At 47.1% G+C, this 15,312-nt stretch carries 19 protein-coding genes and 1 pseudogene; 10 read left to right on the top strand and 10 right to left on the bottom strand.

The window, feature by feature from the left end; genetic code table 11:
- The coding region (locus KT99_RS04350; RefSeq protein WP_005497413.1) for a P-II family nitrogen regulator at window positions 1-200 on the top strand (200 nt) is incomplete at its 5' end.
- A gap of 119 nt (window positions 201-319) precedes the next feature.
- Here KT99_RS04350 and KT99_RS04355 read toward each other — a convergent pair.
- Window positions 320-666, bottom strand: a pseudogene (locus KT99_RS04355) (substrate-binding domain-containing protein); the annotation flags it as partial.
- 438 nt (window positions 667-1,104) lie between these two features.
- On the opposite strand from KT99_RS04355, the gene KT99_RS04360 reads away from it, so the two are divergent.
- The gene (locus tag KT99_RS04360) at window positions 1,105-1,269 is read left to right on the top strand and encodes a hypothetical protein (protein ID WP_198401992.1); all 165 of its coding nucleotides are present in this window, start codon (window positions 1,105-1,107) and stop codon (window positions 1,267-1,269) included.
- A 192-nt stretch (window positions 1,270-1,461) separates the two neighbouring features.
- Here KT99_RS04360 and KT99_RS04365 read toward each other — a convergent pair whose 3' ends face one another.
- Entirely contained in the window at window positions 1,462-1,884 is a 423-nt protein-coding gene (locus tag KT99_RS04365) for a CBS domain-containing protein (RefSeq protein ID WP_005497419.1), read from the bottom strand.
- Window positions 1,885-2,067: 183 nt separating this feature from the next.
- Window positions 2,068-3,423, bottom strand: a complete 1,356-nt coding sequence (locus KT99_RS04370; RefSeq protein ID WP_005497421.1) for a YjiH family protein — start codon at window positions 3,421-3,423, stop codon at window positions 2,068-2,070.
- A gap of 677 nt (window positions 3,424-4,100) precedes the next feature.
- Here KT99_RS04370 and KT99_RS04375 point away from each other — a divergent pair.
- Window positions 4,101-4,784, top strand: a complete 684-nt coding sequence (locus KT99_RS04375) for a DUF998 domain-containing protein (RefSeq protein ID WP_005497425.1) — start codon at window positions 4,101-4,103, stop codon at window positions 4,782-4,784.
- Window positions 4,785-4,917: 133 nt separating this feature from the next.
- On the opposite strand, the gene KT99_RS04380 is transcribed toward KT99_RS04375, so the two are convergent.
- A complete protein-coding gene (locus tag KT99_RS04380; RefSeq protein WP_005497428.1) occupies window positions 4,918-5,787 on the bottom strand; it encodes a U32 family peptidase in 870 nt (289 codons plus the stop codon).
- A gap of 183 nt (window positions 5,788-5,970) precedes the next feature.
- Window positions 5,971-6,972 carry a ubiquinone anaerobic biosynthesis protein UbiU gene (gene ubiU / locus KT99_RS04385; RefSeq protein ID WP_005497429.1) on the bottom strand — a complete coding sequence of 334 codons (1,002 nt, stop codon included), beginning with the start codon at window positions 6,970-6,972 and terminating at the stop codon, window positions 5,971-5,973.
- A 172-nt stretch (window positions 6,973-7,144) separates the two neighbouring features.
- Between ubiU and ubiT the strand changes: the two genes are divergently transcribed.
- The 7 genes from ubiT to KT99_RS04410 all read left to right on the top strand — a co-directional run bounded on the left by ubiT (window position 7,145) and on the right by KT99_RS04410 (window position 11,055).
- Complete coding sequence (gene ubiT / locus KT99_RS04390; RefSeq protein ID WP_005497432.1) at window positions 7,145-7,657, top strand: ubiquinone anaerobic biosynthesis accessory factor UbiT; 513 nt, start codon at window positions 7,145-7,147, stop codon at window positions 7,655-7,657.
- A gap of 375 nt (window positions 7,658-8,032) precedes the next feature.
- Window positions 8,033-8,734: an acyl-CoA dehydrogenase family protein gene (locus tag KT99_RS22615; protein WP_005497434.1), complete on the top strand. Its 702-nt coding sequence runs from the start codon at window positions 8,033-8,035 to the stop codon at window positions 8,732-8,734.
- A 12-nt stretch (window positions 8,735-8,746) separates the two neighbouring features.
- Window positions 8,747-9,673 carry an acyl-CoA dehydrogenase family protein gene (locus KT99_RS22620; RefSeq protein ID WP_269764038.1) on the top strand — a complete coding sequence of 309 codons (927 nt, stop codon included), beginning with the start codon at window positions 8,747-8,749 and terminating at the stop codon, window positions 9,671-9,673.
- A 77-nt stretch (window positions 9,674-9,750) separates the two neighbouring features.
- Window positions 9,751-10,149, top strand: a complete 399-nt coding sequence (gene merR / locus KT99_RS04400) for an Hg(II)-responsive transcriptional regulator (protein WP_040571615.1) — start codon at window positions 9,751-9,753, stop codon at window positions 10,147-10,149.
- Window positions 10,150-10,280: 131 nt separating this feature from the next.
- Entirely contained in the window at window positions 10,281-10,658 is a 378-nt protein-coding gene (locus tag KT99_RS04405) for a mercuric transporter MerT family protein (RefSeq protein ID WP_005497440.1), read from the top strand.
- Between the two features lie 23 nt (window positions 10,659-10,681).
- Window positions 10,682-10,822: a hypothetical protein gene (locus KT99_RS21925; RefSeq protein WP_157752180.1), complete on the top strand. Its 141-nt coding sequence runs from the start codon at window positions 10,682-10,684 to the stop codon at window positions 10,820-10,822.
- Window positions 10,819-11,055 carry a GDCCVxC domain-containing (seleno)protein gene (locus KT99_RS04410; RefSeq protein WP_040571603.1) on the top strand — a complete coding sequence of 79 codons (237 nt, stop codon included), beginning with the start codon at window positions 10,819-10,821 and terminating at the stop codon, window positions 11,053-11,055. The genes KT99_RS21925 and KT99_RS04410 overlap by 4 nt, the downstream gene beginning before the upstream one ends.
- Before the next feature lie 24 nt (window positions 11,056-11,079).
- On the opposite strand, the gene KT99_RS04415 is transcribed toward KT99_RS04410, so the two are convergent.
- The 5 genes from KT99_RS04415 to trhP form a co-directional block, all read right to left on the bottom strand.
- Window positions 11,080-11,454, bottom strand: coding sequence for a membrane protein (locus KT99_RS04415; RefSeq protein WP_005497441.1), 375 nt, complete (start codon window positions 11,452-11,454; stop codon window positions 11,080-11,082).
- A gap of 99 nt (window positions 11,455-11,553) precedes the next feature.
- Window positions 11,554-12,453 (bottom strand): transporter, encoded by a 900-nt coding sequence (locus KT99_RS04420; RefSeq protein ID WP_005497443.1) that lies wholly within the window; start codon window positions 12,451-12,453, stop codon window positions 11,554-11,556.
- Complete coding sequence (locus KT99_RS04425) at window positions 12,450-13,052, bottom strand: heavy-metal-associated domain-containing protein (protein WP_005497445.1); 603 nt, start codon at window positions 13,050-13,052, stop codon at window positions 12,450-12,452. The genes KT99_RS04420 and KT99_RS04425 overlap by 4 nt, the downstream gene beginning before the upstream one ends.
- Before the next feature lie 249 nt (window positions 13,053-13,301).
- Complete coding sequence (locus KT99_RS04430; protein WP_005497447.1) at window positions 13,302-13,556, bottom strand: YfhL family 4Fe-4S dicluster ferredoxin; 255 nt, start codon at window positions 13,554-13,556, stop codon at window positions 13,302-13,304.
- Window positions 13,557-13,778: 222 nt separating this feature from the next.
- Window positions 13,779-15,158, bottom strand: coding sequence for a prephenate-dependent tRNA uridine(34) hydroxylase TrhP (gene trhP, locus KT99_RS04435; RefSeq protein WP_005497449.1), 1,380 nt, complete (start codon window positions 15,156-15,158; stop codon window positions 13,779-13,781).
- Between the last annotated feature and the right edge of the window lie 154 nt (window positions 15,159-15,312).

Raw genomic sequence — 15,312 nt, forward strand, 5'->3', positions numbered from 1 at the left:
GCGGTGCCGAGTACATGGTGGATTTTTTACCTAAGGTTAAAATAGAGCTAGTGATCCAAGATGAGCTGCTAGACCGAGCCATTGAAGTCATAGTAGACACGGCGCGTACGGGTAAGATTGGTGATGGTAAGATTTTTGTCACCGAGATAGAGCGCGTGATTAGGATCCGTACCGGTGAAGAGAATGAAGAGGCGGTATAGGCTCTTTATAAGCATTGGTAGATATTTATAAAAACGGCGTTGAGGAACTTCAACGCCGTTTTTGATCTTATTCCAATTGGAATTAATACTTTTTCTACTTAAATATGTAATCTGTAAATTTAAGTCACTTTTGATGATGAGTCTCTGATCACGGGTTCTGGTATGAATATCTTCGCTTGTGCGGATTTCTGTGAGCGTCTTTTTGCAATTAAGAGTTCAGTAGCCATCTGGGCTATTTTCTGATTTGGTTGATGTACTGTCGTCAGTTTTGGCCAGGTCTGTCTAGAGAAGGGACTATCTTCGAAACCAACGATAGAGATATCCAATCCTTCTAGGCGTGCGGCAAATAGAGATCCAGCGGCTATTTCATCGTTACAGGCAACAATTGCCGTAGGTTTTTTACCCTGTTGAGTCAAGTCTTCGCACCGGATACACCGGATTTGAAAGAATACTCGCCTTCAATAATGTCGACCTTTAGGTTATACCCTCGAGTAAGTATCGGATCATTCAGCGGGAGTTTAAAGCACTGTAGGCAAGGTCTATATATTGCTCCTCGGTAACAGCTCCTGCGTTGCTCTCGATAATTGCTCCTGCATTATTCTACCTTCACCCGTCCATGGGCTCGTACCTCCTGCATCTGACCTCCATGGTCTTAAGCGTTCCATACGCTTTCAAGACATTTCCCATATCCCTATGGGTCAGGGAAATGTCATATTTTGTATGGAACAAAATAGACCATGCAGTCGTATATCGAGAACATTCAACCTAGCATAAAGGGCTTTGCCCTTTGCTTTAAACATCAGCCGCACTGCGTGAGGCTCTCAGTGTTTCCACTTCGGTGTTGCATTGACTTAAAAAGGGAATAACCATTTCCTCATCAATGCGCCTAGACAGTGAAACCGACATGGAGCTTAGTACCTATGTTGTGTCATTCACAGATGAAGATAAACAATATAAGCGCAGTGATACAGATAAAGTGAAGTCGGCAACAGCTGAAGTACTATTTCAGGCTAATCAGGGAATAGATTTTCAGCCTGAATTAGTCCACCACCAACACCATAATCCCTAGGCCCAGCGTCAATCAAATGATAAATACTCTAGCAAAAAAGGGGCTTATTCATAAAGAACCCCGCACAGATAGAAGTATTTCACTGTTCTTACCGAGCGAACAGTTACCCGCTTTGAAGTGAATTCAATCGATCATTTTCACTGTGTTTAAGTACTGTGTTTAAGTACTAGGTTTAGGAGCTTGAGTACAAGTTTATCTTTTAGCTACAAAAGCTGTTAACAGATCTTTCCAGGTGATGATGCCTGTTAGCTTACCTTTATCTAAAACGGGTAATGAGCCTATATCATGCTTGAGCAGCAGCTCACTGGCCTGCCTGATGGTTTGATTTGGCGATATGGTGATTGGGTTTCTAGTCATCACCTGATGTGCTCTTCTTTGCAGGGTTTCACTGTCGCGTTCAGTTTCGTTGATATTGCCTATATTAGGGCTCAACGTTCTTAGATAGTCGCGCTCAGACAGTATTCCCTGCAGTTTATCGTGTTCGATAACCAATAGGTGATGGAAGGGCGCATTATCAAATATCTCCTTGGCCACTGTGAGCCTATCGTCCATCTCTATGGTGACGATGCGAGTGGTCATGATCTTCGATATTCTTATATCCAGCTTTAAGTCCATATAAGCCTCCCTTCACAAAACAGAAATGTGAGTGTTTACATATTTATAACAGTTACATAAGGTGGAGGGAAGTTAATCTTCTATGGGTATAGAAGCTAACAATAAAAGTGCGTACCAGAGGGGCAATAAAAAACAGACAAAAAAAGAGTGGCAGAGCCACTCTTTTTTTAGGGGGTGATTAACCTAGAAAATCAGATGCGCCGCACCAGCAATGATAGGTAGAGTGACCAGAGTACGCAGGATAAAGATCACGAAAAGCTCGAAAAAATTAATTGGGATCTTGCTTCCCATCAATAGCGCCCCAACTTCACTCATGTAGATAAGCTGAGTCACAGACAATGAGGCAATGATGAAACGTGTCATATCCGACTCGATTGAGCTAGCCAGAATCGAAGGGATAAACATATCGGCAAAACCGACCACTATGGTTTTGGATGCTTCGGCCGCTTCAGGTACCTGTAAAAGCTCTAAAAGTGGGATAAAAGGCATACCTAAATACTGAAATACTGGTGTATATTCAGCGATAATCAAAGCAATAGTGCCGATTCCCATGACAACAGGAATAACACCAAACACCATGTCGATGACATTCTTTATGCCATCTTTAAATGTCTGCTTGATACCGTTGGCTTGTCCTGCTTTGGCGAGAGCCTGTTCCAGGCCCCAGGAAAATACTCCGTGTCCCTGTGGGATCACTTCATCATCCGGGTGCCTTGGGGTGTTGTCTATATAGTCATCTTTCTTCCAACGCAAGGGAGGGAGTTTTGGCACGATAATCGCGGCCACGATGCCCGCTAAACAAACGGTTAAGTAGAAAGGCACAAACATATGTTCGAGTTTGACCTGAGAGATAACCACCAGAGAGAAGGTAATAGATACCGCAGAGAAAGTGGTGCCGATAACAGCCGCTTCTCTCTGAGTATATAGACGCTTCTCATATTGCTTACTGGTCATCAAAATGGCGACACTGCCATCACCTAACCAAGATGCCATACAGTCGACGGCGCTACGTCCTGGCAAGTTAAATATCGGACGCATTATTTTAGTTAATAGCGTGCCGATAAATTCGAGTAAACCAAAATTCATCAGTAATGGCAGTAACATGCCTGCGAAGATGAACACACTAAATAGTGATGGTAATAGGTCATTTAAAATCAGTGCACCGGTATCGCCAGATGTGATCGCTTCAGGACCAACACCGAAGAAGGTCATCACTACGAAGATGGCACCCAGTATACGAATAACCAGCCAGGCCGGCGTGACATTGAGCAGTGAGTTGAAGAATGCATGATTGATGATCATAGCAGGCTTAAACAATTTAGTGATCACACTCGCGGTGGTTGTTATCGCGATAATCGCGGTGACTATCGCTGTGATAGTGTCACCAAGTAGGCTCTGTAGCCCCTTGGATACGATAGCGATTGGGATCGTGATAGCGTCGTTATAACTGATAGGCGTCATAAACAGCAGTAGACCTATCAATGACGGAATAATAAACGTCAATATCGTTTTTATGTTATGGGTTTGTTTCGCAGCCACTTTTTTTCACCCTAAATTACCGTTTCGGCACAATTGCAATAAGTTAACATTTTATCCAATTTGAAATTAAGTTTGAATATCCATTCAAATCGAGGGAGGCAAGATTACCCCCTTAAATCCTCTATGTAAAACGATTCTCAGGCTGGATGGGATTAATCACAGGTAAAGCATAGTTATTACGCATTTTTGAGTATTTATATTCTCGCGAAACAAGCAAGAATACATTATGTGTGTTTTTGGTTTCATTACAGTTAAGGTTAGTGGTTGCACATGTTTTATTTGTGTTGCTCTTATGTGTTTTCGAGGTGTTTTTTCCAAGGCAAGCGACGTGTTCATAGAGTCACATCGCTATTGTTCGAAGTGATAAAACAAAGTTAGCTGAAAGTATCTCTCATGCTCTTGACTTTATCGGCATCGACCCAGTAATAGCCGCGACGCCTTGCCAAGATTGACCCTACTAGGGCTTAATTCAGAGTCCTTTAAATGCGTCTGCTGGCATATCTCTCGGCTGATGGAGCCTGTGTATTTACACTATGATAATCAAAGTGATAATGGTTTAGATGTACCTAAAGTGCAATTTCATTATTTAGAAATGTTAAAAATCAGTGCTGGACCTCTTTAATCAATGCTGCTTCCATGTATGTTAAGGGAGTGTGTGATGAGTGAATTAAGGAAAAATGATAGAAAAGAGCAGAAAGCTATCCAGCTTAGCGTTTAAGTTTGGTGTACTTGGGTGTGTTGGTTTAATTATTGGCACTGTTTTATCTGTGCTTGGATTTCAAGACTTCGAGGGTCAGGGCTTTAATTTTCTTAACCACACGCTCAGTGAGCTGGGGCACTATGGTCATTCTAAATTTGCCGTGGTGATCAATGGCGGGCTTTTTTTTGGTAGTTTAAGTCTGATTATGTTTTGTCTTTTCTCTATTCAGCTGATGGATAATAGAGCCCTCTATCCATTATTAATCGCACTCGTTTGTACATTTATCTCATTGGCGGCAGCTGGGTTATTTCCGGTTAATGTGTACCATCTGCACACCGCGGCATTGAAGTACTTTTTCTATTCCGGGGCCGTGAGTTCATTCATCTATCTTATCTACATTTTGATGAAAGGCAGGCTCTTCTATTCTCGCTGGAATGCACTCACAGGTATTTTGACCTTCATCAGTTTCTTAAGTTTTCTCTTGTTCCCCCATCAATCTTTTGGGTTAACAATGATCGTCGGTAGACCCTTCTATCAGGAGATGGTGATGAGCTTACCCAGACCCGATATCTGGTGGCCCGCGACGTTGGAGTGGATCTGCATAGGGCTATTTATGCTCTGGACCTTAGGTTTAGTGACTAGCTTAAGGTCGAGAGGGTGATTAAAGTTTGTCACCTTCCGCGCTACAGCTTAATCGTCTTATCGCTTTCTCATCTGGTTTGTGCCTTACCGTTAAAAATTGGATTCCGGCTATAAGTATGCCGGAATGACGTGTGGTTTCTTGTGTGCCTGCTTTAAACGGTGCTGAAGCCCGCTTGCTGATGCCAGTAGCCGTTGCAACTGAGCTCAGAGCCACTTTTTTCTTGTTTTACCTGGGGCGCTTGCTCGCCATCAAATAATTTATCCGCAAGCTCGACACTGCTCATGCTCGAGGGGGAAACCCTGAAATAATCTACACCTATATTTTCCATATCGTCTTTTTCTGACGAGAGGTCGATACAGGCCGCTGACTGAGTCTGTATGCCGTTGAGGCGCAGCAGGGGCTCAGACTCTTGAGTCTGAGCTAGCAGTCCCTTAGGATTTGAGATACAGATGGTTTGGCAATTGTCTTTGGCCAGCCCCTTGTGTCTGGCGGTGAAGCAGCGCGCCGAAAGAGCTAGGGGCATAAAGCCATGACCAAACACCTCGATTTCGAACGCGGGCGTTTCGATTGATATGACCTTGTCGAGCCAATGTTTAGACAGCTCCACCGGCATGACGAAGCGCTGCATGCCCCAGCTGTGTAGCTTCTTCAAGCTGGCTAAGTTGTAGTTGTTGACCGTGGGGCCGCAGATAAAGGGCAGACCCAGTTCTTTGGCCGCCTGAACCGCGCCCATATCATTGGCTTCGATGGTAAATTCACCATTGTCGACCTGTTTCTTCAGCTCGGTATATTCGGATGGCGCTTCCAGCAGTGCCAGAGTCGAGATTACTACCTCTTTACCCGAGGCCTTGAGCATATGAGCTAAGTCCATATAATCAGTAAACTTAAGCTCACGGCGGCGACTACATATGGTCTCCCCCAGATACACGAGTGGGATCTGGCTATCGGCAACGGCTCGATAAAACTCGATAACCTTCTCTTTCGGCCAGCAATATAATAATGGCCCGAGTGATATTTTCATCTGTTTTCCTATGTGGAATGACATCTGCCGGGCAGCCTGACATTCAGGTCTTATTGCCACTTGTGCTCATGGTCTGGCCAGAGTATTTGGCAGTTTACATGGGTGTTTGCTTGAATGAATACTTACTTAAATGCTTAGCGCATAAGGTCAATTCAAAGGTAATAGTAGCGGTCTTGGCTAAGGTTACTGCCAAGACCGCTCATAGGCGCCTAGTGTGGTAGTTTGCCCCTCTGAGACCTTAGATAGCGCTCTGTTCCATTCATCTTGGGTTTGATACTGGTCCGGGTTATCGAGATAGGTATCGATGGCGTGTCGCCACACCGAGGTGACTTGCTCAACATAAGCTGGGCTGCGTTGTCGGCCCTCAATTTTTAAAGACACCACTTTTGCTTTGGCGAGTTCAGGGATCAGGCTTAATGTGTTTAAACTTGTGGGTGACTCGAGCAGGTATGTCGGCTCGCTGTTGTCTTGTGTGGTGTATCGGCCCTTGCAGACCACAGGGTAACCCATCTGTTCGTCTATGGAGGATTTATCGATAAGGACCCCGTTGAGGCGTGTCAATCTGGCGCCATCTTTCTCTTGCCAGCGAACGTGCTTAGCCGGTGAGCAGGAGCCACCGGTATTGGGCGACTGGCCCGTCACATAAGAGGAGAGATGACAGCGGCCTTCGGCCATGATACACAGGCTACCAAAGGCAAACACTTCCAGATCAACTGGAGTGACCTTAGAGAGAGCTCTCACTTGTTTCATCGATAATACCCGGGGCAATACGGCGCGCTCTATGTTGAACTCTTCCTTGTAGAGTTTCAATGCACCTAAGTTGGTGGCACTGGCCTGCACCGACAGATGCAGTGGCAGGTGAGGGTAGTGGCTGTGGGCATAGTCCAGCAATGAAAGGTCGGCCATGATCAAGGCATCGATGCCGGTATTAGCGGCAATATCGACCGCTTCGTACCAACGTTTCTCCTCTCCGGGTTTGGGAAAGGTGTTGATGGTCAGGAAGATCTTCTTTCCACGCTTCTTAGTGTATTCGGCTGCTTGCTGCAGTTTTTTCGGGGTAAAGTTGAGACCCGCGAATGATCTGGCATTGGTGTCATTCTTTAAGCCTAGATAGACGGCATCGGCGCCTGCATTGAGCGCAGTTTTCAGTGATGCCAAATTACCTGCCGGACACAGCAGTTCCATATTCTTACTCCAAGGTGCTCTCAAAAATCGAAAAGTGAGTGTAAAAGGGATTGGCTATCGAATACTTGATGTAAAACAGGTTTGTGATCATAAAATATGGGTAAAATCATTTTCTTTTTGACTCTCCTGCTGTAGACAGAGAGTTATTTAGGCTATCGGAAATCAGATCCATATGCAGATACCACTTTCAGGCAATATCGCCAAGCAACTCCTTATTCTTGTGCCTAAGCTTATGCGACAACCATTGGCGATGGTGCCATTCAAGTTAAAAGCCGATGTGTTAGTCCGCCTGTTAGGATTAATGCTCAAGCAGCAGGGGGAAGATGAAGAGTTGGATTTTCTGTGTGGACGTTGGGTGGCAATTAATGTCGAGGACATGGGACTGGAGTTTGAAGTCAGCTATGACTCTCGTTGGTTGGTACGCCCAAGAACCGATGCTCAAGTGGTGTTCTCGGGACATTCGAAAGAGCTGCTCCTGATCGCGGCGGGAAAAGAAGATCCCGACACGCTTTTTTTCCAGCGTAAGCTGTCCATCGAAGGTGACACCGAGCTGGGATTAGAGGTGAAGAATCTGTTGCTCAGCGTCGAGTTTGATACCTTGCCATCGCCTATTAGGCGCAGCATAGAGAAGCTGGCACTGATTATCTGCCAGCTGCAGATTAAGGCAGAGCCTCAGGCTGTGTAGTCGACCAGGCCGAAATACCCGATAGGGTATTACAAGGAAAGCTGCCCGAGAGGTTTGTTACTGTATGCGACACCTCATCATCTCTGGTCGCCAGAGGCGCGTTGTGGGATAAGTTTGGTCCCTGTCAGGACCATTTTTTCTCTTGCCTCATGTCTGCTATTTGATGATGACTGTGGTTAGAGGTTTATGATCAGTACCTAGGAGTACGTCAGATGAAACACACTGTGCAATCGAACACCCCTAGCCGAGGCGACTGTCGATAACAGTCGGCCAGAGTGCACTCCAACCTCATCTGCCGCCGATCCCCTGAGATCCTGTGTCATCCTCAACCCCAAGACTGAGAAATATTCTCATCTCGATGACCGCTCACGAGTCTTGCTTATCAAGACGATTAAATTTTTTGAGCCGCGAGGCAAGGCGAAGCTTAAAGCCGACGATCATCAAGGAACCTGGTATGCCGATTTTCTCGAATTCGAGAAAAAAGAGCAGCTGTTTGCCACCTTCCTGACCCCAGCTGCCTATGGCGATGAAAACTGTCGTTGGGACACCTTGCGGATCTGTGCGCTCAACGAGGTCCTGGGTTTCTATGGGCTGGCTCATTGGTACACCTGGCAGGTCTCGATTCTGGGGCTGGGACCCATCTGGATCAGCGACAACGAAGTGGTGAAGAATCGTGCGGCCAAGCTGTTAAAGGAGGGGGGAGGGATCTTCGCCTTCGGCTTATCCGAGAAGGAACATGGGGCGGATATCTATTCGACCGACATGTGCCTGACTCGCCAGGAGGATGGTTCCTATCTGGCCTGTGGCAATAAATATTATATAGGTAATGGTAATAAGGCGGCGATGGTGTCGACCTTCGGTAAACTCACCGACACCGATGAATATGTCTTCTTCGTGGTGGACTCGCAGCATAAAAATTATCAGTTAGTGCAAAATGTGGTTAACTCCCAAAATTATGTCGCCGAATATCGCCTCGATAACTACCCTATTAGTCAAGAGGACATCTTAGCCACGGGACGCGATGCCTGGGATATGGCGCTCAATACCGTTAACCTGGGGAAATTCAATTTGGGCTAGGCCTCGATTGGCATCTGCTCACATGCATACCATGAGGCGATCAACCACGCGTCTCATCGGCGCCTGTTCGATCACTACGTCACCGATTTTGTCTATATCAAGCATTTGTTTATCGAGGCCTATGCGCGCCTCAGCGCCATGAAACTATTTGCCCGACGAGGTGTCGATTACATGCGCTGCGCCAATAGGGATGACCGCCGTTACCTGCTGTTTACCCCTATGGTCAAGATGAAAGTCACCACCCAGGGAGAAGAGGTGATCGATCGACTCTGGGATGTGATGGCCGCCAAGGGGTTCGAGAAAAACATGTACTTCGAGATGGCGGTTAGAGACATTCGCGCCTTGCCCAAGCTTGAGGGCACGGTTCATGTCAATATGGCGCTTATATTGAAGTTTATGGCTAATTATTTCTTCAAGCCTGCCGTCTACCCCGATATCCCCACCATGGATGAGCCGATCAACGATGATTTCCTGTTTAATCAGGGGGCGACCAGGGGGCTTGGCAAGACTCGGTTCCATGATTATCGCAGAGTCTATAATAGGGTCAGTCTAGCTAATGTTAATATTTTTAAGAAGCAGATCAGACTGTTGAAAATGCTCTTGTTGGTGGGCAAGCCGAGTGTGGCGCAGGCTAAAGACTTCGATTTTCTGCTGATCTTGGGAGAATTATTTACCCTAGTCGTCTATGGGCAGCTTATCTTGGAACAAGCTCGACTGGAGAGGAGTGAAGATGATCTCATCGAGCAGATATTTGATTTCATGATCCGCGATTTTTCCAAGTTTGCCCTGCAGCTGAGCCAGAAAGCCAGTTCGAGCCTGATCCAGCAACTCATCTGTAAGCGCATGATAAGGCGTCCTGTGGTCGATAGTGCGCGTCATACTCGGGTGTGGGACAATTATGCCTACCGGCTGAAAGATCAATATGAGATGAATCCCTAGTATACCCGTCGGTGTTGGAACCTGATGCAGATCTGGGTATCATGACTAGTACCTGCCCCAGACCATCTCGAGGCCACATGTTTACTATCGGACAACTCGCTAAGGCCGCCGAGGTCAATGTTGAAACGGTGCGCTATTATGAAAGGCAAGGCTTAATCAAGCAGCCAGCTAAACCCGTTCAGGGTTATCGACGTTACCCTAAAGATGCCCTGCTCAGGTTGATGTTTATCCGTCGTGCCCAGAGACTGGGTTTCACGCTCAATGAGATCGCTTCCTTGATCTCCCTCAGTGCGGGACACTGCAGCGATATTCAGCTACTGGCCGAGAAGAAGCTATTGGCGGTGCGGACTAAGATAGACGATCTGCAACGACTGGAGCACAGTTTGGCTAATTTGGTCGATGAGTGCCGCCATAATTCCGATGAATCCTGCTGTCCCATCATCAGCTCCTTGGTTCCCGAGCATAGCAGTTCTTAAAACTCGCTATGGCAATAACCCCTCTTAAAACGAGTTTGAGTGCTCGTCTATTGACTCCGTATCTAGGTACAGGCTTTACACTCTAACCATAATAATACTTCTTTTATGGATAGATTTGATGACTAGAGCCTATGAATATTGAACCAGATGATAATACCTTGAAAACAGACTCTCCTGCCTGGCCTATGGTGGGTGGAGTGTTGGCGGCTATCGGTGCCAGCCTATGTTGCGCCGGTCCTTTCGTGCTGCTTATGCTGGGGGTCAGCGGCTCATGGATCAGCACCTTAGCGGCATTCGACCCCTTCAGGCCTTACTTTATTGTCCTTGTCGTCGGCCTGTTTCTATGGGCTGGCTGGAAAATTTATCGCCCGCTAGACCCGTGTAGCGCTGACGGGTTCTGTTCGGTAGCAGATAATCGCCGCCGCTATAGGATGGTATTTTGGCTGACGAGCCTGATCGCCGCCATGTTGGTCTCGAGTCCCTACTGGCTGGTCTGGCTGATGGCATAATCTTGATTGAATCTGGAGAAAAAATGAAACCACGAGTATTGATGAGTAAAAATAGCACAGCTACCACAGTTATGTCCTTTGTGCTGCTGGCCTCTGCACTTGGCATCATGTCTACAGCAGCATTGGCCGAGACCCGTAGCGTTAAGAATGGGAATGAATCATGACAGATAAGCTGATCTTGGAGTCGGTATTAACCTGTCCAGAGTGTGGTCATAGTAAGATGGAGACCATGCCAACCAATGCCTGCCAATGGTTCTATGAATGTGAGCGATGTCATAGTCTGTTAAAACCTAAGGCCGGAGACTGTTGTGTGTATTGTTCTTACGGCTCAGTGCCTTGCCCACCGATCCAGCAGGCACCGGCTCAGAAAGGCAAGGGCGCTTGTTGTAGCGCTTAACTTTTCCTTTTAATTAAGTATTAACTAGCTATCCAGCCAAAGGCTTAAGGGAAGTAGCAGATAGGCGGTAACCATAGATAGGATCAAGATAGCCGTACTGAGCCATAGCGCTCTTCGTTGCCATTTCAGTGTGTTTTGTGTGCCGGCTTCGCATGCCGTCATCCTAGCAAGCCTCCAGAAACTGTAAGCCAGTATGATAGCCGTGAGGGTGAAGGTGAAGTGTTTGTATTGAGAAACCGTGACTAACCAGGGTAAGGCAGAGACCATAGCGGCGACAGCGCTGCCCATGCCCAGAGCCACCAATAATATCGGCAGGGCGCAGCAGGTGGTGCCAATTAGGGCCAGCCCTAAGCCTCCAAGTAAGGAGGCGTTGGTGGTGAGCTTGTCTCGATTAAGCATCTTGATATCGTCTCATTCTATTACCGATCAATTCACGTCTTTTACCTCTGTTACAACCCCTAGATTTATTGTCAAACTCATGCTGTTTAAAGACATGCTTTAGAACACGAAGCCTATGCCGAGGGTAAACTCATCGCCATATGACACTTGCATGCCTTCGACATCTTCATACAGGGGCAAGCTATATTCGGCGCGAAACATGGCGCCGCTGCGATACCAGACGAATACGGGGCCGGCAGATAATCGTTTCCCCCCGGTCGCCCCCGCCGAGTCCTGGCCTGCTTGTTCCAGTCTGGCACTGATATCCAGCATCAGAAATATGCCCGTGTTACTTAGGTTATCGTGATAAGGGTGCCAGCCGATGTTGATGTCCAGACCGAGCTCATCGCCTTTATCTATTCCCTTGTCGCCCTTGTTATTTACCCAGTAGAAGAGGTCGTAGTACTGGTACCACTTGGTCTGCTCGAAGCTGGCCGAGAGACTCAATCCCAGATCTATACTGCCATCTCCCACGGGAAAGCTAGCATCAGTACTGCCCGTGGGCAGACGGATGCTGGGGGTGATGGCAATATTTCCCGTCGAGTCGGCTGCATTCTTATATCGTTTCAGCGGCAGGCCTATGATCAGATCGCCTATGCCCGTGCCGCTTTCATTTACAGGACCGACATCTTTAATCACGGTGCGGCTTTGCTTTATATAGGGGAGTTTGAAGCTGAGCCTGATTTCACGCTTAAAGGTATAGATGCCTTCGAGCCAGAGTCTGTTAATGCTTTTACTGCGCTTGGCTTCATTGGCAATTTTTGATCTACCCTCGAGCAAGACATTCGAGCTAATATCTTGTCGGCGTAGCTGAAAGCCCCAGCCATCCTCCCAACGAGGCGCCATATCCATCACAGGCTGGTGGGCGAGTGCTGGCTGGGAAGTGAAAGTCAGGGTCAGAGTCAGCAATACCGTGTAAAGCAGGCTCGGCAGGTGGATATTCATAAAGCTAATGTTCATAAATCGAGGCTCGGTCTGAACTTAGCTTGTGGATACTGCATTTTAGGCTCACTCAATTCATAGACATGGGACACTCGAAACTCAGAGACTAAGACCTCTTCGGCATTACTGGCCTCGGCTTGAGCCGGGGTGAGAGTGATGTCGAGCAATACCCATTTTCCGCTTATAGCGGTTAACTCGGCCGTTTGAGACAAGTGATAGACTTGCTCCTTACCTTGGTCGACCAGGTACCACTTGCCGTCACTGTTTTGGATAATGCCTTCGATGACGCCATGATAGGAGACGGGATCGTAGCCTCCCTTAGTGATGGCTGTGGCTATGTCGGCATAGGCTACGGATTTATCGGCAAGTAAGGCTAAGGTGATCTCTTGGGTATTAATGTCTATCAATACCCCGTTTTGGCCAAATTGTGTTTTGTCTAAGAAAGGCAGTTTAGATAGGTTCTTCTCGACCCCAAAGGCGCAAAATGAACAGACTATGCCTTTCACCTGTATGGTGAGATGATTGCTGTTATTTGACTCTGAAATCGCTTGTGCGGCGTTTATGCCTAAGAGCCCAAATAAGGTCGAGGTAAACACTAGCTTGATAAATATTTTCATCGGGATCACCCATCTAAGGCTCTTATAGTAATCCTAGTAGCCGGACTCGACTCCAAGTCAATTTTTTTGATGCAGTATTTAAATCAACTTTTTACTGAGCTATTTTGTGCGGCTTGAGGGATAGCTTATTGGCTGAGTCTGTGGCTAGAACTTGTTGGTGCAGCGAGCAGAGGCGATAATTCAGCCATAGCATGGCGAGATACGGGGCACGGGTACGGGATTGGAGCTGTGCGGCATAAATAATAGAGGTTAGATGGGCTTACCTGTGATCAGATGGTAACGCAGCAGCAGTTCGTCATCGCTCTCTTGGTGAGCGGGATCAGGGTCGATACAGTCGATGGGGCATACCGAGATACAGGTTGGCTTGTCGTAATGACCCACGCACTCGGTGCAGAGTTCTGAATCTATCTCATAGATCTCATCACCCATAGTGATTGCCTGATTAGGACACTCGGGCTCACACATGTCGCAGTTGATACAGCTGTCGTCGATCAATAATGCCATCTTTCTATTTTACCTGTTGTACATACATAAATGTTTAGTCTTAGGTATCAACTTCCGCAGTCGATACCTGATATATCTGTGGCGTCGATCAATAATGCCATCTTTTCGTATTACCTATTTATCTTTGCTTAGGATCTAGGATCTAGGATCTAGGACCTAGATCCTAAAACCTATCGCTTACAACTTACAACTTATCGCTTATATAGCCGATACGAGTTAATTTTAAGCGTGGGGATTACGGGTATCTTGTCCTTGGCCCAAGTTACGCAGCAGAATCGCTTTATCTATGTCTACACCATCGGGTAGCGCCAGAAAGACGAAGTGCCCCGAGCCTAGTGCAGATTCAACGTTTTCATTTTTACGGTTGATCAGCTGCTCAATCTTGAAGGTAAGATTTCCCTGGGGAGTCATCACCTCGACGCTATCGCCGACGGAGAACTTATTCTTAACGTCAATCTCGACCATGCCGGCATCGTTACGCTTGCCGGTGAATTCGCCGACGAACTGTTGAGTGTCGCTGATCGAATAACCATAATCATAGTTCTGGTACTCGTCATGGACATGGCGACGCAGGAAGCCTTCGGTATAGCCTCGGTGTGCAAGGCCTTCGAGGTTATGCATCAAGGTGCGATCGAAGTCTTTACCCGATGCCGCATCTTCAATTGCCTGACGATAGAGCTGGGCCGTACGTGCTACGTAGTAGAAAGACTTAGTACGGCCTTCGATCTTCAACGAGTCGATACCCATTTTAGACAGGCGATCGACGTGCTGAATGGCGCGCAGATCTTTGGAGTTCATGATGTAGGTACCATGTTCATCTTCGAATGCCGGCATATACTCACCGGGTCTACCCGCCTCTTGCAATAATACCACCTGATCGGTCGGTTGCCCTTCACCTAAGGTCGGCTTTTCAATTTGGACACCATGTTGATCCACAAGAGCTTGTGGGTTGACGGCAACTATGTCACCTGTCTCGGTTTGCTTAGCCTCATGGACATCGTACTTCCAACGGCATGAGTTGGTGCAAGTACCCTGATTAGGATCGCGCTTGTTGATATAGCCAGATAGCAGGCAGCGTCCCGAGTACGCCATGCAGAGTGCGCCGTGAACGAACACTTCCAGCTCGATATCCGGGCAACGCTGACGTATCTCTTCAATTTCATCGAGTGACAGTTCACGGGATAAGATCACTCGTTTGATACCTTGTTGCTGCCAAAATTTCACCGAGGCCCAGTTGATGGCGTTAGCCTGAACCGATAGATGGACTACCTGCTCCGGGAAGGCTTCTCTGACCATCATGATTAAACCTGGGTCGGACATGATCAAAGCGTCGGGTTTCATGGCGACCACTGGCTCCATATCCCTGATATAGGTCTTTAGCTTAGTGTTGTGGGGGGCAATATTGCTTACCACATAGAATTTCTTGCCTAGGTCATGGGCTTCCTGGATTCCAGTTGCCAGGTTTTCCATCTTGAATTCATTATTTCTCACTCGAAGGCTGTATCTTGGCTGGCCTGCGTAGACCGCATCTGCACCGTAGGCAAACGCATAACGCATATTTTTCAATGTCCCAGCGGGAGACAGTAGCTCAGGTTTAAACATAATGATTCTCTATTTACAGTTAAAGGCGCAACAAGCGGGCGGGCATTTTACTCGCAGCCTGCATTCTTAAGCAAATTGAGCTTACATTAACTTGATCTAAATCAAGTCTGCGGATTTTGGCAGGCCTTTTAGATCTCGCTTTAGCAGAAATTTA

Source organism: Shewanella benthica KT99, assembly GCF_000172075.1.
Classification (GTDB): Bacteria; Pseudomonadota; Gammaproteobacteria; order Enterobacterales; family Shewanellaceae; genus Shewanella; species Shewanella benthica_A.